Origin of the sequence: Microbacterium testaceum StLB037, from assembly GCF_008763945.1 — a bacterium.
GTDB lineage: Bacteria > Actinomycetota > Actinomycetes > Actinomycetales > Microbacteriaceae > Microbacterium > Microbacterium testaceum_G.
In genome coordinates this window covers 289,133-308,506 of the sequence record NZ_VTQH01000003.1, presented here as the reverse complement: position 1 = coordinate 308,506, position 19,374 = coordinate 289,133, and the positions used below count along the sequence as shown (strand labels likewise).

Below are 19,374 nucleotides of genomic sequence, written 5' to 3'. Positions count from 1 at the left end.
TCAGCCCGCCGTCGGATACCCGGTGTGCTCGACGGGCGGGGTGTCGGCGTGGACGTTCCGGAACGCCGCGAGATCGCGCACGTTCTTCTGCACCGCCACGACGGCGAAGAGGCTCATCGCAAAGCCGATGCCGTAGAAGCCCTTCTCCGACAGCAGCAGGTCGGCGTTCCAGAGACCGACCGCCATGAGGGCGAGAGCGACGAGCAGCATGCCCCACGCGACGCCGAGGTAGGCGCCGGTCACGGGGATGTCTTCGGCGCGGTCGCGCACCGCCTTCTGCACCGAGATCGCGGCGAAGAGACCGAGCAGGAAGACCGAGAGGTAGAAACCCTTCTCGGCGAGGGTCATGTGCGCGTTGTAAAGGCCGATGAAGTAGACCGAGGCGCCGAGGCCGAGGGCCACCCATGAGGCTCCCACGAAAGCTCCGGTCGGGCGACCGAGCATCTGCTGAGCGTGTACATCCGTCATCTTTCCCACCCCTTGGTCGGGTCCCCGTCGGAGACATATGCCGTGGCGGAGAAGCTAGCGGAACGTTCATGCCGAAAACGCCATGCGGCGCGATCTATGGAGAGGCCGGGGACCCGGATGCCGTGTGAGCGGGCGTGATCAGCGATCGCCGACGGGGCGCTGACGGCCGGCATCGCGGCCGTTCTCGGCCTCGAAGGAGCGGATGGCACGGTCAGCTTTCACGACCGACACGACCGCGGCTCCCATCAGCACGGCGAAGACCGCCACCCCGAACCAGTGCCACGCCGAGTTCTCTCCGGAGTCGACGAGTCGAATGATCTGGGCTGAAAGCAGGAACATCGTCGCCACGGTAGCCAAGACGGCGAAAGTTCTCGTGCGCGTGAGCGTCATCCGCTGCTGAATGAGAGAGGGTTTGGCCGTTGGATCGGTCACACCTCTTCCTATCCGTCGGCGCGCACTGCCCGCCAACTCTTGACTTCGGCCGCCTCCCAGCGCGACGGCCACCGGCGATGTCGGAGGTTGGTGGAAGCATGTGTACATGAGCCACCCCGCCCCCTCGCGCGACGCGGACGACGCGGTGCTCGATGACGCGGTCGCGTCACTGCAGCGCATGGAGGCGGCGATGGCCGCGCTCGAGGCGGAGCGGTTCCGGCAGCTCGCGCGTGCTCACGCGGTCGCGGTGGGCCGCAGCGAACACCGCCCGCGAATGGTACAGGAGCGCGAGCTCGCCCTGCGATCGGTCGCGGCGGAGATCGCTCTCGCCCTGCGGTGGCATGATCGCACGGCGCAGCGCCGGATCACCGAAGCGGGCGCGCTGGACCAGCCCGCTCGGCCGTCGAACCATCGACCCGCCCGAACGCCAGGTCGTCTTCGCACCCGACCCCGACCCGCCACCGTTCTGAGTTCTGACACCCCGCCCCGCGGCGCCGCTCCGTCCCGTGTCACTCGCGCTTCTGTCGACCGCTACGCGTACACGCCTCCATCCCGGCACGTCGTTGCCCGCCCTCCGCCGAGCGCGAACACCCTCGCGCTGCCCGATCGCGGGTGATTGGCTGACCCGCATGCGACAGGTCCTCATCCTCGGCGGCACCGCGTGGCTCGGCCGCTCCATCGCCTCACACGCTTTCGCCCACGGGGCGGAGGTCACGTGCCTGGCCCGCGGCGAGTCCGGCGACATCGCGCCCGGCGCGCGTCTGGTCCGCGCCGACCGGAGCAACCCCGGTGCCTACGACGCGGTGCGCCGCGACTGGGACGAGGTCGTCGAACTGTCCTGGGACGCCGGGTTCGTGGCATCCGCCCTCGATGCCCTCGCCGACCATGCAGCGCACTGGACGCTCGTGTCGAGCGTCTCGGTATATGCCCGCTCCGACATGCCCTTCGCCGACGAGTCGGCGGACCTCGTCGAACCCGATGATCTCGCACAGTATCCGGATGCCAAGGTCCACGCCGAGATGCTCACCTCGGCGCGCGTCGGCGACCGGGCTCTCCTCGCGAGGGCGGGACTCATCGTCGGCCCGGGCGACCCCACCGACCGATTCGGATACTGGCCCGCGCGCTTCGCCCGCGGTGGGCGGGTCCTCGCGCCCGAGGCCGCCGGTCGACACGTGCAGGCGATCGACGTCGACGACCTCGCCGCGTGGATCGAGCTCGCGGGCCGCACGGGGATCACGGGACCGATCAACGCGGTCGGTGAGGAACTGCCCCTCGCCGCGGTGCTCGCGGCGGCGCGAGACGCGGCGGCGGTCGAGAGCGAGACCGTCACCCTCGACGACGAGACCCTCACCGCGCGGGGTGCGACCTTCTGGGCCGGGCCGAGATCCCTGCCCCTGTGGTTGCCGACCAGCGCCCAGGGCTTCGCGCGCCGCAGTGACGCCGCGTTCGTGGCATCCGGTGGCCGGCGCCGCCCTCTCGCCGAGACGATGCGCCGCACGCTCGACGACGAGCGCGAACGCGGGCTGGACCGCCCCCGCCGAGCGGGACTCACCCCCGCCGAAGAGGCGGAGGTCCTGGGCGCCTAGCGCCCGTTGCGGTCGGCCGCCGAACGCGGCGGCGCCGACGAGACGTCGAGCGTGTCGAGACCGCGCAGCGACGTCCAGATGAGCTCTTCCCCCTTGGCCGCGTGCTGCGATGCCCGCACGGCGCGCTCATCGGCCCAGGAGTTCAGTACGTGTCCGGAGTGCCCGCGTACGTGCTCGAGCACGACGTCGGGAAGGCCCGCCGCCCGCCGGGCGTCGCGCGCGGCGATCAGGGCCTCGAGGATGCCCTGGTTGGCGACCGGCTTCTTCGCGCTCGTGACCCAGCCGCGACGGCGGTGGCCGTCCATCCACCTCGAGTACGTGTCGATCGCGTACTTTGAGTCGGCCTGCACGACGAGCTCGGGCACATCCGAGTGGTCGGTGATGGCGTACAGCAGCCCCAGCAGTTCTCCGATGTTGTTCGTGCCCTCGGGGATCGACCCGGCAGCCCAGTGTCCGTCTTCGCCCACCCACGCCCAGCCCGCCGGGCCCGGGTTGCCCTTGCAGGCGCCGTCGGTGGCGACGATGTAGCGGTCGGAGGGCGAGGGCGACGCGGTACTGCTCATCCCTCTAGTCTCTCCCGGAGCACCGCACACGAACGACGACGCCCCCGCCGACGGGGCATATCACCGGCGGCGGGGGCGGAGGCGGGAAGGTCAGTTTCGACCGCTCTCGGCCTTCTTCTGACCGGCTTCGAGAACGTCGCCGGCGGGAAGTTCCTGGTGCCCGCCGAACTGCAGGCGCATCGCCGAGAGCACCTGATTGGCGAAGTGGTCCTCGCCCCGCGAGGCGAAGCGCTCGAACAGCGACGCGGCCAGCACCGGCACCGGAACGCCCGTGTCGACGGCGGCCTTGACGGTCCACCGGCCCTCGCCCGAGTCGGACACGCGGCCGGCGAGCCCGTCGAGCGTGGGGTTCTGCGCGAGCGCGGCGGCGGTCAGGTCGAGCAACCACGACGAGATGACCGAGCCCCGGCGCCACAGCTCGGTGACGCGGGCGGTGTCGATGTCGAACTGGTAGTACTCGGGCTCTTCGAGCGGGGCGACCTCGGCCGAGTGCTCGCCCTGGTGCAGACCCGCGTCGGCGTTGTTGAGCACGTTCAGGCCCTCGGCGAGAGCGGCCATGATGCCGTACTCGATGCCGTTGTGCACCATCTTCACGAAGTGCCCCGAACCGGAGGGGCCGCAGTGCAGGTAGCCGCGCTCTTCGGTCGAGTAGTCGCCGGTGCGGCCGGGAGTGCGCTCCACCTCACCCGGTCCGGGAGCGATCGTGCGCAGCACCGGCTCGAGGTGCGAGACGGCCTCGTCGTGGCCGCCGACCATCAGGCAGTAGCCGCGCTCGAGACCGAACACGCCACCGCTGGTCCCCACGTCGACGTAGTGGATGCCGCTCTCGTCGAGCTTCTTGGCCCGGCGCACGTCGTCGCGGTAGTTCGAGTTGCCGCCGTCGATGATGATGTCGCCCGGCTCGAGGACGGCGGCGACCTCGTCGACGACCTTCCCGGTGAGACCCGCGGGGATCATGAGCCACACGGCGCGGGGCTTCTGCAGCTTCGACGCGAGATCGGCGATGCTCGACGCCCCGGTGGCCCCCTCCGCGACCAGCGAGGCCACGGCATCCTGATTCACGTCGAACACGACGCAGTCGTGACCGTCCCTCATGAGTCTGCGGACGATGTTCGCGCCCATTCGTCCGAGTCCGACCATGGCGAGTTGCATTGGTTCCCCGTTCGTCGTGGATGACGGACCGCGCCGCGCGGCCCTTCCGCGAGTCTAGGAGCGTCGCGGGGCACGCGGGATCGGTGCTAGCCCTGGAAATCCTCGGGGTCGACGTCGTCCAGGAACCGGCGGAACTCCTCGACCCGATCCTCTTCGGCACCGCCGTCGAGCTCGACCGCCTCGTCGGGCACCCCCGCCTCGTCGAAGACGGCGTCCGCCACCAGGACGGGCGCCTCGGCACGGGCGGCGAGGGCGATGGCATCCGAGGGACGGGAGTCGAAGGTGCGGGGCCCCGCGGGAGTGTTCAGCACGACACGGGCGTGGAAGGTCCCCTCGTCGAGGTGGGTGATCTCGACACGATCGACGGATGCCGACAGCTCGCCGAGCATCGCGGTCATCAGGTCGTGCGCGAGCGGACGCGGCGAGCCCGTACCCTCGATCGCGACGAGGATCGACATGGCCTCCTGCGGCCCGATCCACACCGGCAGTACGCGATCGCCGGCGGTCGAGGGATCGACGGGCTTGAGCAGGATGACGTGCTGCTGGGCCGGGTCGAGGGCCACCCCCACGACGCGCACCCGGATCATGGGGCCATCGTACGGGGCCGAGGCGGGAGGGCGGGAGATCAGCGCACGATGCCGACAGCCCGCGCGGACGAGACGGCGGCGGTGCGCGACGAGACGCCGAGCTTCGAGAACACGTGCGCCAAGTGGGACTTCACCGTCGCGTCGGTGATGTGCAGGCGCGCGGCGACCTCGGCGTTCGACGCCCCGCGGGCCACGAGACGCACCACCTCGATCTCGCGCGCGGACAGCGTCACGCGGGGCTCGCGCAGACGGGCCAGGAGGCGCCCCGCGATCGCCGGAGCCAGGGCGCTCTGCCCCGCGGCGGCGGCCCGGACGCCCGCGAGCAGCTCATGAGGGGGCGCATCCTTCAGCAGATACCCGCTCGCACCGGCCTCGACCGCGCCGAGGATGTCGCCGTCGGTGTCGTAGTTGGTCAGCACGAGCACGTACGGCGGGGCGGCGAGGGCGCGCACGCGCCGGGTCGCGTCGGCACCGGCCGCCCGCTCGCCGAACTGCAGATCCATCAGCACGAGCTCGGGCGCGAGTTCCGCGGCGAGAGCCACCGCCTCGTCGGCGGTGGCGGCCTCACCGACCACCTCGATGTCGGTCTCGGCATCGAGCAGCGCGCGCACGCCCGCCCGGACGACGGGGTGGTCATCGGCGATGAGCACGCGGATCACGAGGCGCCTCCCGGGAGCACGACGGTGATGGTCGCCCCACGCCCCGGCGCACTGTCGACGTCGAGTCTGCCGTCCAGTTGATCGACGCGCTCGCGCATGGCGCGCAGCCCGAAGGAGTCGGTTCCGGATGCCGCGCCCTCGGCGTGGGCGACTTCGAACCCGGTGCCGTCGTCGGAGATCGTCAGACGCGCCCCCGCGGATTGCGGGACGAGCCGAATGCGCACGCAGCGCGCCCGCGCGTGCTGGGCGACGTTCGCGAGGGCTCCCTGCGCGACGCGCAACAGGGCGGTCTGCGCGTCCATGGGCAGCGAGACCGCGGCATCCACCTCGACCTCGACGTCGATGCCCTCCCGCGTCGCCCACCCGGCGGCGAGACGCTCGAGGGCGGAGCCCAGGCCGCGGTCGAGGCTCGGCGGCGCGAGCTCGCGGATGAAGCGGCGGGTTTCGGCGAGGCCGTCCGCCGCCGTCTGGCGTGCGAGGCGCACGTGGTCGATCCCGGGGCCCCCGGCATCCGCCCGCTCCGCCGCGTGGAGGAGCATCTGGATGCTCGACAGCCCCTGGGCCACGGTGTCGTGGAGTTCGCGGGCCAACCGCGCGCGCTCGGCGAGGGTCCCCTGCTCGCGTTCGGCTGCCGCGAGGCGGTCTCGCGTGGCGATCAGTTCGGCCATGAGCGCCTCCCGCTCCGCCGCGCGGCGCTCGAGAGCGCCGTAGCCGAGGCCGATGAGCATAGCGACCCCCGCGCCGACCACGGGCCCGACGACCCCGCCCACGGTGAGACCCCCGTGGACGGCGAACGCGGCGATCGTGACCGCTGTCGTGCCGACGACCGCGAGCGGACCCGCGACCCCGGGCAGCACGTGCAGGTACAGGAAGAACAGCGGGAAGACGAGGTAGGCGGCCTCGGGGACCAGCCACACCAGGGCCGCCCACACCACCGTGAGCGCCGCCACCCAGACGACGCTGCGCCGCGACCGCCCCGAGCGGGCGACCCAGAGCCCGGCGAGGTACACGACCCCCAGCACGCCGGTGAGCACGAGGGCGAGCGCCGACCCGTTCGTCAGCAGCACGCGCGCGACGACGAGGGCGAGCAGGCCGCCGAAGAGGGCGTGCAAGCCCGCGCGGAGCCCCGTGAAGACGGGGGCGAGAGGACGATGGGTCATTTCCCGATCCAGGCTACGGATGCCGGGACCCCGGCGGATCATCCGAAAGGTGGAGAGGAAGTTCGCCCAACGCGCCGATGATCGCGAGCGCGTCGGAGACGAGCCTGGAACGGTGCCGGCGAGAGTCGTCGGCGGAAGGAGGCGACGTGTACGTCGCATGGCGCGATCTGCGGTTCGCCCGCGGGCGATTCGCCCTCATCGGGGCGGTCGTCGCCCTCATCACCCTGCTGGTCGGCTTCCTCTCGGGCCTGACCGGCGGCCTTGCCGCACAGAACGTCTCCGCGGTGCTCGCCCTGCCCGGCGACCGTCTCGTCCTGCACCCCGCGGAGGGCGCGAGCGCGACCTTCGCCGACTCCGCGATCGACGACGAAACCGTCGCCGCCTGGCGCGCAGCCCCGGGAGTCGACACCGTCACCGCCGTCGGCATCACGCAGACGCGCGCGGAGGGACCGGGCTCCGCGACCGCCGTGGCCCTCTTCGGCCTCGACGCGGGCACGGGCTTCGCCGCCCCGCGCCGCGACGACGAGGTGGATCTGTCGGCGGGCGCAGCGAAGGCGCTCGGGGCGGCGGTCGGCGATGACGTGTCGATCGCGGGCTCGTCGTACCGCGTGACCGCGATCGGAGGCGACGAGTGGTACAGCCACACGCCCGTCGTCTCGCTCAGCACGGTCGCCTGGACGACCCTCGCCCAGCGTCTGGGTGGGACGGGACAGCCGACAGTGCTCGCCGTCACCGGCTCCCCCGCGTGGGATTCCGTCGCCGCCGACACGGGCACCACGGCATCCACTCCCCTGGCGAGTCTCACGGCCCTGTCGACGTTCCGCTCCGAGATCGGCTCGCTCGCGCTGATGATCGCCATGCTCTTCGGCGTCTCGGCGCTCGTGGTCGGAGCCTTCTTCACCGTGTGGACGATGCAGCGCTCGGCCGACATCGCCGTGCTGAAGGCCCTCGGGGCGAGCACTCCCGCGCTGGTGCGCGACGCGCTGGGGCAGGCGCTGGTGGTTCTCGCCCTCGGGGTGGGGGTCGGTCTCGGGCTCACCGCGGCGCTGGGAGCCCTCGCCGGGGGCGCCCTCCCCTTCGTCCTGAGCCCGCTCACGACCCTCGCCCCCGCGGCGGTCATGATCGCGCTGGGCCTGCTCGGCGCGGCCGTGTCGCTGCGCACCGTCACCTCGTCCGACCCTCTCACCGCCCTCAGGAGCACCCGATGATCCTTCTCGACGACGTCACCCTCACCTACCCCGACGGCGACGCCCGCATCACCGCGGTCGACCGCGTCACCCTGGAGGGGCGCCCGGGCATCGTGACGGGGATCACCGGCCCCTCCGGCTCAGGTAAGTCGAGCCTGCTCGCCCTCGCGGCCACCCTCGTGCGCCCCGACTCCGGTCGCGTGCTCGTCGCGGGGACGGATGCCACCCGGCTCAGCGCCGCGGGAGCCACGGCGCTGCGGCGCGACAGCATCGGGATCGTGTTCCAACAGCCCCAGCTGCTACCGGCACTCACCGCTCGCGAACAGCTGCGGGTGATGGCCGAGCTCGGGGGCCGGGGCCGCCGCGAACGGCGGGCCCGCGTGCGAGCGCGGGTCGACGAGCTTCTCGACGCCGTGGGGCTCGGCGCTGTCGCCGACCGGCGCCCGGCCCACCTCTCGGGTGGTCAGCGCCAGCGCGTGGCGATCGCGCGAGCTCTCGTGCACGAGCCGCAGGTCCTGCTGGTCGACGAACCGACGAGCGCCCTCGACAGGGCCCGTGGCGCCGACATCATGGCGCTGCTGGCCCGACTGACGCGGGAGCGTGAGACGGCGACGCTGCTCGTGACGCACGACCTCATCCACAGCGAAGCCCTCGACGCGACGGTCGAGGTGGTCGACGGGCGAGCGGCGCTCGTCACCAGCCGAACGCGTTGAACCACTCGCGGCGGCGGTCGGCCTCGGCGCGGGACTCGTCTCCGCGCCACGAGTCGTGGGGCTCGATCAGGCCGTCGTCGTCGCGCTCCACGAACGCCCAGCAGAGCGGGCACAGGGCTCGACCGGCGGGGAATCCGTCATCGAGCGTGGGCGCGGGTTCGGCGGGGGTCCCGGCCGCGGCGCACTCCGGGGGGTCGGCCTGCAGGTCGCTCCAGAGCAGGCGCCCGCCGGTGCGGTGATGAAGGCCGCGATGGCCGTCCTCACGGGTGCAGATCTCGCCGTTTCGTCGGCTGAGACACAGTCTCCGAGCGGCGCCCGGAAGCGCTGCCAGTGTTCGCGTCATCCTTCGATTCTCGCCGCTGCGAGCGCAGCGGGGGCAGGTGCGGGATGCGCACGGGGCGGTGGGGGCCGGTGGGGAAGGGATCGGCGGTCATCGCTGACCACCACCGGTACGACGAGAGAGCATGTCGACCTCCTGATGAATCGACCATCCGCCTCCGAGCCGGGAATTCCGAGGGGGTTGACAGGCGGAGCGCCCGTGCTAGCCATACCCCACGGGGGTATCATCGACCCATGCACGGATACGAGGGCCACAAAGACGACCTCCTCAAGCGCCTGCGCCGAGCCGAGGGCCAGGTCCGCGGAATCGCGCGCATGGTCGACGACGACCAGTACTGCATCGACATCCTCACCCAGGTCTCGGCAGTGACGAAGGCGCTCGAGAACGTCGCCCTCTCCCTGCTCGACGACCACCTCTCCCACTGCGTCGCCGAAGCGGCCGCGCAGGGCGGCCCCGTCGCCGAGGAGAAGCTCAAAGAGGCGAACCAGGCGATCGCCCGCCTCGTCCGCTCGTAACCCGTTCGCTCGCAAGGAGACACCATGACCGAACAGCGCATCGACCTCGGCCTCACCTCGACCTCCGCCACCGGTGGCGGCTGCGGTGCGGGCTGCGGTTGCGGCCACGGGGCTGCGGCATCCACCGCCTCCGCCGAGCGCGGCGACTCGACGGCCACCGACGTGCTCCGCGTCGAGGGGATGACGTGCGAACACTGCGTGCGCGCGGTCACCGATGAGCTGAACGCGCTCGACGGCGTACGGGTCGTCGACATCGACCTGCGGGTGGGTGACGCGTCTCTCGTGCGCATCGAGGGGACCGCCGACGACGCGGCTCTCATCGCCGCCATCGACGAGGCCGGTTACACGCTCGTGCGCTGACTTCGACCGAGCCGGTCGGTGAGCGGTTCGTCAGAGAACCCGGCGCACCAGCGCGTCGACGGCCGCGTGGAAGGTGAGGTGCTGTGACACCTCGACCGCGCGGTCGTAGCGCGCACCACCGAGGGCCACGAAGACGGCTCCGACGACCTCGACGTAACCGACGATGTACCCGTCGCGGGCGACCTCGTACAGGTCGAGGTCGATGCGCGTCCACGGGATCTCGGTGAGGGCGGGCGAGGCCACGATGGGCTTTGCGGTCGCTTTCGCGGCAGCACGAGCGGCGGCCTTCGACGATCCCGGGCGGCTGAGGGGTGCTTCCATGACCATGCGAGAACTCCTTGGTTCGACCGGGGTGTTCTCACAGTGCGCTGTGCACCGATGATTCACGCCACCCTTGACGGAATCCGAAAACGGGGATACGGCCGGGTCAGACGGTGCTGCGGGCCGGGCGGCCGCGCCGCGGACGCTCCTCCGACAGGTCGAACGGCTCGGCTCCGCGGGCGAGCTCTGCGACCTCGTCGATCCAGCGCAGGTCGGCCTCGAGCCGCTGGAGGCGTGCCGCGCGCACGATGGCCGCGGGAACGGCATCCGCCCGCTCGTCCCGCGCCTCGACGAGCGCCGCACGGACGGCCTCGCGTTGGATCGACAGGATGCCGGGAACATCGGCCCCCGGAAGCGTCACGGCGAGCGCGATCTTGAGGGCGACGTCGTCGCGCCCCTCGACCAGCGACGCCCCGGCGAGCCACGCCCGCACCTCGTCACGACCGGCGGCGGTGGGCTCCCACAGCACGCGGGCCTCGTCGTCGACACCGGCGCCCTGCGCCAGCCCGTCGCGTTCGAGACGCTCGAGGGTGGTGTACACCTGCCCGACGTTGACGCGCGCCCCCGTGCGCCGCTCGTACTCGGCCCGCAGCTGCGAGCCGTAGCACGCGCCGCGATCGAGGATCGCGAGCAGGCTCAGACGGACGGACACGGGTGCCTCCTGGCGGGTCAGAAATGACTTGCCGAGTATATCGTTCGACGCCGAGCGAACCCCCGACGCGCCGATGAGCCCCGGCGTAGCATGTGGTCTGACCACACATTCCGGTTCGATCGGAGGCTCCCGATGGAGTGGCTCGACCCCCTCGCCCTCGCCCGCTGGCAGTTCGGGTTGACGACGCTGTACCACTTCCTCTTCGTGCCGCTCACGCTCGGGATGTCGCTCATCGTCGCGATCTTTCAGACCCGGTGGTACCGCACGGGAGATGTCCGGTGGCTGCACATCACGCGCTTCTTCGGGAAGATCTTCCTGATCAACTTCGCGATGGGCGTGGTCACCGGCATCGTGCAGGAGTTCCAGTTCGGCATGAACTGGTCGGCCTACTCCCGCTTCGTCGGCGACGTCTTCGGCGCCCCGCTCGCCTTCGAGGGCCTGCTCGCCTTCTTCCTCGAGGCGACCTTCATCGGCCTGTGGATCTTCGGGTGGGACAAGCTCCCCCGCCTCGCGCATCTCGCGAGCATCTGGATGGCGTCGATCGGCGCCACCCTGTCGGCGTACTTCATCATCGCCGCCAACGCCTTCATGCAGAACCCGGTCGGCTATCAGATGTCGGCCGACGGCCATCGCGCCGAGCTGGTCGACATCTGGGCGATGCTGACGAACCCCGTGGCCCTCGCCGCCTTCCCCCACACGATCTTCGCCGGCTGGATGTTCGCCGCCATGGTCGTCGTCGCCGTCTCGGCCTGGCACATGGCGCGCGGGCGCAACACCGAGATGATGCGCAAGACGCTCCGCTTCGGCCTGTGGGGAACCCTCGTGTCGTTCGTGCTCGTCGCGATCGTCGGCGACCAGCTGAGCCTCGTGATGGTCGCCACCCAGCCGATGAAGATGGCGGCGGCCGAAGCCACCTTCAACACCGTCTGCGGGCAGGACGCCTCGTTCTCGATCTTCACCCTCGGCACCCCGGACGGAACGAGCGAGCTGTTCAGCATCCGTGTACCGTTCCTGCTCAGCATCCTCTCGACGCACTCGCTCGACGGCTGCGTCGAGGGCATCAACGACCTCAACACCCTGTACAGCCAGCAGATGTTCCCGCAGTTCGCCGACCAGGTGGACGGCAACTTCGCCCCCGTGCTGTGGGTCACCTACTGGGCTTTCCGCTGGATGATCGCCCTCGGCGGTATCGCCGCCCTGGTCAGCGTGGTCGGCCTCTGGGTCACCCGCAAGAAGGCGACCCGCCCGGTCGCGCCCTGGATGTGGCGCATCGCGATCTGGGCCGCTCCCCTGCCGATGCTCGCGAGCCTGGTCGGCTGGGTCTTCACCGAGATGGGCCGTCAGCCCTGGATCGTGTTCGGGCTCATGCTCACGCAGGACGGGGTCTCGCCGAGCGTCCCGGGCTGGAGCGTGCTCGTCTCGCTGATCGCCTTCACCCTCGTCTACCTCACCCTCGCGATCGTCGAGTTCGGTCTCATCGTGAAATTCGCGCAGAAGGGTCCCGAACCCCTGCCGGATCCGGATGCCGTGCACGACGACTCCATCGAGAACACCCCCACCACGGTCTACTAGGAGCCCCTCATGGACCTCGCACACCTCTGGTTCTGGATCGTCGCCTTCCTCTTCGTCGGCTACTTCGTGCTCGACGGCTTCGACTTCGGCGTCGGCATGTCGCTGCCGTTCCTCGGCAAGGACGACATCGCCCGCCGCCAGATCATCAACACCATCGGACCGGTGTGGGACCTCAACGAGACCTGGGTCATCGTGGCGGGCGCCGCCCTGTTCGCGTCGTTCCCCGAGTGGTACGCGACCCTCTTCAGCGGGTTCTACCTGCCGCTGCTCGCGATCCTGCTGGCGCTCATCGCGCGGGGCGTCTCGTTCGAGTACCGCCACCAGCGCGACTCCCTGACGTGGAGGCGCTCGTTCGACCGCATGATCGTCATCGGCTCCGCCGTGCCCGCGTTCCTCTGGGGCGTCGCCTTCGCGAACATCGTGCAGGGCGTGCCGCTGGATACCGACCACGAGTACGCCGGCACCGTGCTGACGCTGCTCAACCCCTACGGCATCCTGGGTGGACTCACCACGCTGAGCCTGTTCTTCCTGCACGGGGTGTACTTCGTCGCGCTCAAGACCGACGGCCAGGTGCGCTCCGACGCCCGACGGCTCGCGGGCCGCGCGGGACTGCTCACGATCGCGCTGGCCGCGCTCTTCCTCGGCTGGACGATCCTGAACGCCGCGGGCGCCCCGCTCTTCCTCGGGGTGGTCGCCCTCGCCGGCATCGCCGCTCTCACCCTGATCGGGTCGTGGGTCGCGAACACCCGCGACCGCGAGGGCACCGCCTTCACCCTCGGCGCCGTGACGATCGTGACCGCCGTCGCCGCCCTGTTCTTCGCGCTGTTCCCGAACGTCATGCCCTCGACCCTCCCGGGCGGGGCGAGCCTGACGATCGACAACGCCTCGAGCACCGACTACACGCTCACGATCATGAGCTGGGCGGCGCTGATCTTCCTGCCGCTGATCCTGGCCTACCAGGGCTGGACCTACTGGGTGTTCCGCAAGCGCGTGACCCGCGCCCGCATCGAGAAGGCCGCGCTCGTCGCCCACTGACCCATGAAACCCGTCGACCCCCGGCTCCTGCACTACACCACCGCCTCGCGCGGATTCTTCGCCCTCTCCGCGGCGATCGTCCTCGCCCAGACGGGTGTGATCGTCGGGTTCGCGTGGGCGCTCACCACCGCCCTGGTCGGCGCGATCCAGGGCCGACCGGTCGCCGAACTGTGGGGATACGTCGGGGTCGCGGCATCCCTCGTGCTCGTTCGGGGTCTGCTGATCGCGGCGTCGGAGCGCGCGTCGGCGCGGGGTGCCGCGGCGGCGTCGCTGCAGCTGCGCGCGGCGCTCCTCGGCGCGGTCGCCCGTCTCGGTCCGGGCTGGCTCGCCCGCCGCAACGCCGCGTCGCTCGCGCTCACCGCGGGTCACGGTCTCGAGGCGCTCGACGCTTACTTCGGCCGGTACCTGCCGCAGCTGGTCGCGACCGCGATCACCATGCCCATCCTCATCGGGGCGATCGCCCTCGCCGATCCGCTGTCGGGGCTGATCGTGGCGCTGACGATCCCCCTCATCCCGCTGTTCATGGTGCTCATCGGTCTCGCCACCCGCGGCGTGCAGCAGAAGCAGTACCGCACGCTCGGGCGCCTCGCCGCGCGCTTCGCCGACACCGTCGAGGGCCTCGGCACGCTCAAGGCCTTCGGGCGTCAGCACCGCGCCGCGCGCTCGATCGAGACCATCACGCGTGACTACAAGCGCGAGACGATGACGGTGCTGCGCGTGTCGTTCCTCTCGGGCTTCGCGCTGGAGTTCCTGGCATCCATCTCGGTCGCGATCGTCGCCGTGACGATCGGGTTCCGCCTGCTCGCGGGCGATCTCTCGCTCCTCGTGGGTCTGTTCGTGCTCCTGCTCGCGCCCGAGGCCTACCTGCCCCTGCGCCAGGTGGGCGTGCAGTTCCACGCCGCGTCCGAGGGCGTGGCGGCGACCGAGGAGATCTTCGACGCCCTCGACGCCGCACACTCCGCCCCACACGAGCAGATTCCGGATGCCGACGCCCCGGCGCTCGGCTCGACGATCGCGCTCGACCGGGTCCGCGTACACCGCGAGGGGCACGCGCTGCCCGAGGTGTCGCTGTCGGTGTGGCCCGGCGAGGTGGTGCTCGTGACGGGCCCGAGCGGTGTGGGCAAGTCGTCGCTGATCGCCGCCGTGCTCGGGCACGCGGAGCACGACGGCGAGGTGCGGGTCGACGGCGTGGCCGTGGCGCACGCGCGCGACTCGGTCGCCTGGGCGGGCCAACGGCCGGGGCTGGTGTCGGGCACGGTGGCCGAGAACGTCGCGCTCGGCTCCCCCGCCGACCCGATGCGCATCACCTCGGCCCTGACCGACGCGGGAGTGGCCGACCTCGACCCGGCGATCGTTCTCGGCGCAGGGGGCGCGGGTCTGTCGGGCGGGCAGGCGCAGCGGGTCGCCGTCGCCCGCGCGCTGTACCGAGCGCGGGTCGCGGGCGTGCCGGTACTCGTGCTGGATGAGCCCTCGAGCGCGCTGGATGCCGACACCGAGTCTCACCTGTGGAACACCCTGCGCCGAGAGGCCGCCGTCGGCCGCGCCGTGCTGCTGGTCTCGCACCGCCGCTCCGCCCGCGCGATCGCCGACCGCGTGGTCGAGCTGTCGCCCCCGGCGTCGCCCCCGCGCGAGTCGCCGAGAATCGTCGCTTCGGCGGCGCCTGAAGCGACAGATTCTGGCGACTCACGCGGGGTGCAGGGGGTGCGCTCGTGAACGCCCGGGTGCGCGGCATCCTGAGCTCGACCCTGCCGTCGCCGCGCCGGTTCGCGCCCGCGATGCTGTCGGGCGTCGGCACCGCGGCGAGCTCGATCGCGCTGCTGGCCGCGAGCGCCTGGCTGATCGCCCGCGCCGCCGAGCAGCCGCTCGTGATGTACCTGTCGGTGGCCGTGGTGGGGGTGCGGGCGTTCGCGCTCTCGCGCGGGGTCTTCCGCTACCTCGAGCGCCTCACGGGCCACGATGCCGCCTTGCATCAGCTCTCCGGGGTCCGCGCCGACCTCGTGCGCGACCTCGTGCCGCTCGCTCCCGACGGGCTGGCGCGCTCGCGCCGCGGCGGCCTGCTCTCGAGCGTGGTCGACGACGTCGAGGAGCTGCAGAACCTGCCGCTGAGGGTCGTCCTCCCCCTCTCGGTGGCCGCCCTCACCTCTCTCGCGGCCGTCGTCTTCACCGCATTCCTGTCCTGGCCGGCAGCCCTGGTGCTCCTCGCGTGCCTGGCGGCCGCCTTCGGCCTCGCCGTCGCCGTCGGTGGGGCCGCGGGCGCCCGCGCCGAGCGGTCGATCGCGCCGCTGCGCGCCGCCGTCGCCGACGCCGTGCACGACCTGCTCGCGAATCTCGACGTGCTGACCGCCTACGGAGCCGTGGATGCCGCGACCGAGCGCGTCCGCCGGGCCGATGCCGCGCTACGCCGGGCGGTCGTCCGTCGCGGCGGGGCCCAGGGTCTCACCTCGGGCGCGGTGTCGATGCTGGCGGGGGTGGGGTCGCTGGGGGTGCTCCTGGTCGCCGCGCCCGGCGGGACGTTGTCGGGACCGGGACTGGCGGTCGTCGTGCTGCTGCCGATGGCGGTGTTCGAGGTCTTCGGCCCCGTGCCCCTCGCCCTCGCCTCGTGGCGCCAGGTGCGTGCCGCGGCCGAGCGCATCGCCGAGGCGGTGCCCGAGACCGTCCCCGACGGGCTCCCCCGCGACGAACCCGCCCCGACCGACGAGGCCCCGCCCCTCGGCTCGGGCCTCGAGCTCTCCGGCATCCGGGCGCACTGGCCGGCGCGCAGCGACGTCGACGGGGACTCCGGCCGCCTCGATCAGGTCGACTTCCGCATCACCCCCGGCGAGCGCGTCCTCGTGACCGGGCCGAGCGGAGCGGGGAAGACCACGCTGGCGCACGTGCTCACGCGCTTGCTCGACTACGAGGGGTCGTACCGGATCGGTGGGCGCGAGGCGCGCGAGATCGCGGGAGACGACCTGCGCCGCACCGTCGGTCTCATCGAGCAGTCGCCGTACCTGTTCGACGAGTCGGTGCGCCAGAATCTGCTGTTCGCGCGGGATACGGCGACCGATGACGAGCTGTGGGCGGCGCTCGACCGCGTCGGGCTCGGACCCTGGGTCCGGGAGCGCGGGGGGCTCGACGCTCGCGTCGGCGATCGCGGCGGGCTCGTCTCCGGCGGGCAGGCGCAACGTCTCGCCCTCGCCCGCTCGATCCTGCGCGCTTTCCCCGTGCTCGTGCTCGACGAGCCCACCGCGGGCGTCGACCCCTCGGCATCCGATGCGCTGCTGCGCGATCTGCTCGGCGCTGTCGGACGTGACCGGGCCGTCGTGCTGGTCTCGCACGTCGAGGTGCCGGCGGGGCTCGTCGACCGGGAGGTACGCCTCGAGGGCGGGCGAGTGGCGGCCGTCTGAGTCAGGTCGCCGCGACGAACCGCACGCGCTCGGGCGCGACGCTCACGCGCACGACGTCACCCGGACGGATCGACGCCGCCTCGGCCGGGGCGACCTCGGCGGCACCGTGGTCGGTGACCACGCGCACGCCGGTCGGTGTCTGCTCGAGGTGCGACACCGTGACGGGAGACCCCGCGCCCAGGCGCATCGCGGATGCGGGGAACACAGCGGCCAGCTCCGCCCCCTCCGCGCGCGCCAGCGCGAGAGACGCGGCATCCGTCGACTCCAGCCGCAACGCGCCGCGCACGAACGCGCCTCCCTGCGCCACACCCTCGAGACGCTCGAGCCCCGCGATCCGTGCCGCGACCTCGGTGGCGGGGGCCGACAGAACCTCGCGCACGGGCCCCTGCTGCGTCACCCGCCCCCGCTCCACGATCACGAGGCGGTCGGCCAAGGCCGCGGCATCGACCGCGTCGTGTGTGACCGCGACGGTCGTCACCCCCGCGAGGCGCTCGTGCAGCATGGTCCGGATCTCCGACGCCGTCACCGCGTCCAGCGCCACGAGAGGTTCGTCGAGCAGCACGACCCGGGGTTCGGCGGCGAGCGCCCGTGCGACGGCGACGCGCTGCTGCTCCCCGCCCGACAGCTGCGCCGGGCGCCGGTCACCCGTTCCCGGCAGCCCCACGCGGGCCAGCCATTCGTCGGCGGAGGATCGGGCGACGGATGCCGGGACCCCGGCCGACCGCGGACCGAAGGCGACGTTCTCGCGCGCGGTGAGGTGGGGGAAGAGTCGCGCCTCCTGACCGAGGAGCACGATCCCGCGCCGCATCGGATCCGTCCGCAGGCGCGGGGCGCGATCGATCACCCGGCCGTCGACGGAGATCTCGCCCTCGTCGAGCGGAGTGAGCCCCGCGAGGGCCCCGAGCAGGGTGGACTTGCCCGCGCCGCTGCGCCCCGTGACGGCGACGGTCTCCCCCGGGACGACGGCGAGCGCGATGTCGACGACGAAGTCACGGCGGCGTACCGCGATGCGGGCGCGGAGTTCAGCGGCATCCGGGATCGTCATCGACCCACCCCCGGTCGCCAGCCGCGCACGAGCAGCAAGACCGCGACGGCGGTGATGAGCAGCAGCAGAGACAGCGCCACCGCGGTGCCCTGAGAGACGCCCGCGCCATTGAACGCGGTGTAGATCGCCAGCGGCATGGTCTGCGTCACGCCGGGGCGGTTGCCGGCGAACAACGCGGTCGCCCCGAATTCGCCGATCGAGCGGGCGAAGCACAGCACGATCCCGGCGACGATGCCGGGCGCGGCCAGTGGGAGGGTGATGCGCCGCAGGATCGTCGCGCGCGTGGCGCCGAGCGACGCCGCCGCACGTTCGAACTCGACGCCGGTGCTGCGCAGAGCACCCTCGACCGCGAGCACGAGGAACGGCAGCGCCACGAACACCTGCGCGAGCACGACGGCCGGGGTCGTGAAGGGCAGACCGAGGAAGCCGAACCAGCCGTTGCGTCCGAAGAGGTACAGCAGGGCGACACCGCCGACCATCGGCGGCAGCACGAGGGGCACGGTCACCAGTGCCCGCAGGACGGCGGCCGTGCGCGCGGGGCTGCGCGCGATGAGGAGGGCGAGAGGGATGCCGACGACCGCGCACACCGCGGTGGCCACGGCCCCGGTGCCCAGCGACAGGGCCAGAGCCGAGAGGGCGGCCTCGGAGGTGACGTCGCTCCAGAGCGTCGCCCACTCCACCCGCGCGACCAGGGCGGTCAGCGGCACCAGCAGGAAGAGCAGGCCGACCACCGCCGGCACGATCAGCCAGCGGGGGATGTACCCGGCCGCTCTCACGGGGCGCGGAATCCGGCGTCGGTGAGGATTCTCCGACCCTCGTCGGACAGGACGAACGCCACGAACGCGGCGGCGGCGCCGGGGTTCGGTGCGTCGGTCAGCGCCGCGATCGGATAGCGATTGACGACCGCGTCGGCGCCGGCGGGGACGACGGCCTCGACGTCGTCGCGGCCGTTCACGTCGGTGGCGTAGACGAGCCCCGCATCGGCCTCGTTCGCCGCGACCTTGGTCACAACGGCGGTGACGTTCTGCTCGGAGCTCACGGGGGTGACCGCGACGCCGGCGTTCGCGAGGAGGGTCTGCGACGCCGCCCCGCACGGCACCTCGGGGGCGCACAGCACCGTCGTCACGCGGGCGAGATCGGCGAGGGACGCGACCCCGCCCGGGTTGCCCTTCGGCACGGCGATCACGAGCGTGTTGCCCGCGAAGAGCTGCGGATCGGGGGCCTGCGCCGCCACCTTCGCCATGTTCTTCTCGTCGGCCGAGGCGAAGACGTCGGCCGGTGCGCCCTCGCCGATCTGCGTCGCGAGGGTGCTCGATCCGTCGTAGACCGCGCTCACGGTGACATCGGGGTGGGCGGCCTCGAACGCCGAGGCGATCTCGTCGAACGAGCGCTGCAGCGAGGCCGCGGCATACACCTCGACGGTTCCCGACAGGGAGTCTCCGGATGCCGCGGGCGCAGGCGCCGTGCTGGCGCACCCGGCCAGCAGGGCGGCGGCACCGACGAGGGCGAGGAGGCGGAGAGGGCGGCGCATGTCGTTCCTTTCGGCGCGCCGGCGGCTCGCTGGGATCCTATTGTTCCGCATCTGCGGAGTTATCGGGGTCGTCGGGTCCGCTCAGTCCGCGAAACTGCATCCCGCTGGCA

Annotated in this window: 22 protein-coding genes; 9 read left to right on the top strand and 13 right to left on the bottom strand. The window is 72.0% G+C overall.

Translation table 11 applies throughout. The annotated features are described in order from the left end of the window. Together yiaA and F9B98_RS13815 are read right to left on the bottom strand one after the other, a co-directional pair. Nucleotides 1-468 (bottom strand): inner membrane protein YiaA, encoded by a 468-nt coding sequence (gene yiaA / locus F9B98_RS13820; RefSeq protein ID WP_150958435.1) that lies wholly within the window; start codon nucleotides 466-468, stop codon nucleotides 1-3. Nucleotides 469-606: 138 nt separating this feature from the next. After that, complete coding sequence (locus tag F9B98_RS13815) at nucleotides 607-807, bottom strand: hypothetical protein (RefSeq protein WP_150958433.1); 201 nt, start codon at nucleotides 805-807, stop codon at nucleotides 607-609. Nucleotides 808-1,529: 722 nt separating this feature from the next. On the opposite strand from F9B98_RS13815, the gene F9B98_RS13810 reads away from it, so the two are divergent. Beyond that, nucleotides 1,530-2,486 carry an NAD-dependent epimerase/dehydratase family protein gene (locus tag F9B98_RS13810; protein WP_150958431.1) on the top strand — a complete coding sequence of 319 codons (957 nt, stop codon included), beginning with the start codon at nucleotides 1,530-1,532 and terminating at the stop codon, nucleotides 2,484-2,486. Here the strand turns inward: F9B98_RS13810 and F9B98_RS13805 are convergent. The 5 genes from F9B98_RS13805 to F9B98_RS13785 all read right to left on the bottom strand — a co-directional run bounded on the left by F9B98_RS13805 (nucleotide 2,483) and on the right by F9B98_RS13785 (nucleotide 6,607). Further along, nucleotides 2,483-3,049, bottom strand: a complete 567-nt coding sequence (locus tag F9B98_RS13805; RefSeq protein ID WP_150958429.1) for a ribonuclease H family protein — start codon at nucleotides 3,047-3,049, stop codon at nucleotides 2,483-2,485. The genes F9B98_RS13810 and F9B98_RS13805 overlap by 4 nt on opposite strands. Nucleotides 3,050-3,139: 90 nt before the next feature. After that, nucleotides 3,140-4,201: a phosphogluconate dehydrogenase (NAD(+)-dependent, decarboxylating) gene (gene gnd, locus F9B98_RS13800; RefSeq protein ID WP_150958426.1), complete on the bottom strand. Its 1,062-nt coding sequence runs from the start codon at nucleotides 4,199-4,201 to the stop codon at nucleotides 3,140-3,142. Between the two features lie 86 nt (nucleotides 4,202-4,287). Then, nucleotides 4,288-4,788, bottom strand: coding sequence for a bifunctional nuclease family protein (locus tag F9B98_RS13795; protein WP_150958424.1), 501 nt, complete (start codon nucleotides 4,786-4,788; stop codon nucleotides 4,288-4,290). A 38-nt stretch (nucleotides 4,789-4,826) separates the two neighbouring features. Then, complete coding sequence (locus tag F9B98_RS13790) at nucleotides 4,827-5,447, bottom strand: response regulator (protein WP_150958422.1); 621 nt, start codon at nucleotides 5,445-5,447, stop codon at nucleotides 4,827-4,829. Then, the gene (locus tag F9B98_RS13785) at nucleotides 5,444-6,607 is read right to left on the bottom strand and encodes a sensor histidine kinase (protein ID WP_150958420.1); all 1,164 of its coding nucleotides are present in this window, start codon (nucleotides 6,605-6,607) and stop codon (nucleotides 5,444-5,446) included. Before F9B98_RS13785 ends, F9B98_RS13790 begins: the two co-directional genes overlap by 4 nt. Nucleotides 6,608-6,753: 146 nt before the next feature. Between F9B98_RS13785 and F9B98_RS13780 the strand changes: the two genes are divergently transcribed. Both F9B98_RS13780 and F9B98_RS13775 read left to right on the top strand, forming a co-directional pair. Further along, on the top strand, nucleotides 6,754-7,815 hold the full coding sequence (locus tag F9B98_RS13780) for an ABC transporter permease (RefSeq protein ID WP_150958418.1): 1,062 nt from the start codon (nucleotides 6,754-6,756) through the stop codon (nucleotides 7,813-7,815). Beyond that, nucleotides 7,812-8,507 (top strand): ABC transporter ATP-binding protein, encoded by a 696-nt coding sequence (locus F9B98_RS13775; RefSeq protein WP_150958416.1) that lies wholly within the window; start codon nucleotides 7,812-7,814, stop codon nucleotides 8,505-8,507. Before F9B98_RS13780 ends, F9B98_RS13775 begins: the two co-directional genes overlap by 4 nt. Here the strand turns inward: F9B98_RS13775 and F9B98_RS13770 are convergent. Beyond that, on the bottom strand, nucleotides 8,488-8,850 hold the full coding sequence (locus F9B98_RS13770) for a hypothetical protein (protein WP_225310353.1): 363 nt from the start codon (nucleotides 8,848-8,850) through the stop codon (nucleotides 8,488-8,490). The genes F9B98_RS13775 and F9B98_RS13770 overlap by 20 nt on opposite strands. A gap of 230 nt (nucleotides 8,851-9,080) precedes the next feature. Here F9B98_RS13770 and F9B98_RS13765 point away from each other — a divergent pair, with 230 nt between their 5' ends. Both F9B98_RS13765 and F9B98_RS13760 read left to right on the top strand, forming a co-directional pair. Continuing rightward, complete coding sequence (locus F9B98_RS13765; protein WP_056230224.1) at nucleotides 9,081-9,362, top strand: metal-sensitive transcriptional regulator; 282 nt, start codon at nucleotides 9,081-9,083, stop codon at nucleotides 9,360-9,362. A 24-nt stretch (nucleotides 9,363-9,386) separates the two neighbouring features. Further along, on the top strand, nucleotides 9,387-9,722 hold the full coding sequence (locus tag F9B98_RS13760; RefSeq protein ID WP_150958413.1) for a heavy-metal-associated domain-containing protein: 336 nt from the start codon (nucleotides 9,387-9,389) through the stop codon (nucleotides 9,720-9,722). A gap of 30 nt (nucleotides 9,723-9,752) precedes the next feature. Here the strand turns inward: F9B98_RS13760 and F9B98_RS13755 are convergent, their stop codons facing one another. Then, nucleotides 9,753-10,049, bottom strand: a complete 297-nt coding sequence (locus tag F9B98_RS13755; RefSeq protein WP_150958411.1) for a hypothetical protein — start codon at nucleotides 10,047-10,049, stop codon at nucleotides 9,753-9,755. Between the two features lie 100 nt (nucleotides 10,050-10,149). Next, on the bottom strand, nucleotides 10,150-10,695 hold the full coding sequence (locus F9B98_RS13750) for a PadR family transcriptional regulator (protein ID WP_150958409.1): 546 nt from the start codon (nucleotides 10,693-10,695) through the stop codon (nucleotides 10,150-10,152). A gap of 132 nt (nucleotides 10,696-10,827) precedes the next feature. Between F9B98_RS13750 and F9B98_RS13745 the strand changes: the two genes are divergently transcribed. From F9B98_RS13745 to cydC, 4 genes are read left to right on the top strand one after another with little or no spacing between them, the layout of a single operon-like run. Further along, a complete protein-coding gene (locus F9B98_RS13745) occupies nucleotides 10,828-12,267 on the top strand; it encodes a cytochrome ubiquinol oxidase subunit I (RefSeq protein WP_150958407.1) in 1,440 nt (479 codons plus the stop codon). A 9-nt stretch (nucleotides 12,268-12,276) separates the two neighbouring features. Further along, nucleotides 12,277-13,302: a cytochrome d ubiquinol oxidase subunit II gene (gene cydB / locus F9B98_RS13740; protein ID WP_150958405.1), complete on the top strand. Its 1,026-nt coding sequence runs from the start codon at nucleotides 12,277-12,279 to the stop codon at nucleotides 13,300-13,302. Between the two features lie 3 nt (nucleotides 13,303-13,305). Next, complete coding sequence (cydD, locus tag F9B98_RS13735) at nucleotides 13,306-15,015, top strand: thiol reductant ABC exporter subunit CydD (protein WP_150958403.1); 1,710 nt, start codon at nucleotides 13,306-13,308, stop codon at nucleotides 15,013-15,015. Continuing rightward, nucleotides 15,012-16,688 (top strand): thiol reductant ABC exporter subunit CydC, encoded by a 1,677-nt coding sequence (cydC, locus tag F9B98_RS13730; RefSeq protein ID WP_150958400.1) that lies wholly within the window; start codon nucleotides 15,012-15,014, stop codon nucleotides 16,686-16,688. The genes cydD and cydC overlap by 4 nt, the downstream gene beginning before the upstream one ends. 1 nt (nucleotide 16,689) lies before the next feature. Here the strand turns inward: cydC and F9B98_RS13725 are convergent, their stop codons facing one another. Genes F9B98_RS13725 through modA form a run of 3 tightly spaced genes read right to left on the bottom strand, consistent with a single transcriptional unit; the run spans nucleotide 16,690 to nucleotide 19,264 of the window. Beyond that, nucleotides 16,690-17,733 (bottom strand): ATP-binding cassette domain-containing protein, encoded by a 1,044-nt coding sequence (locus tag F9B98_RS13725; RefSeq protein WP_191966857.1) that lies wholly within the window; start codon nucleotides 17,731-17,733, stop codon nucleotides 16,690-16,692. Further along, the gene (gene modB / locus F9B98_RS13720; RefSeq protein ID WP_150958398.1) at nucleotides 17,730-18,509 is read right to left on the bottom strand and encodes a molybdate ABC transporter permease subunit; all 780 of its coding nucleotides are present in this window, start codon (nucleotides 18,507-18,509) and stop codon (nucleotides 17,730-17,732) included. Before modB ends, F9B98_RS13725 begins: the two co-directional genes overlap by 4 nt. Continuing rightward, complete coding sequence (modA, locus tag F9B98_RS13715) at nucleotides 18,506-19,264, bottom strand: molybdate ABC transporter substrate-binding protein (RefSeq protein ID WP_150958396.1); 759 nt, start codon at nucleotides 19,262-19,264, stop codon at nucleotides 18,506-18,508. Before modA ends, modB begins: the two co-directional genes overlap by 4 nt. Nucleotides 19,265-19,374: the final 110 nt, after the last annotated feature.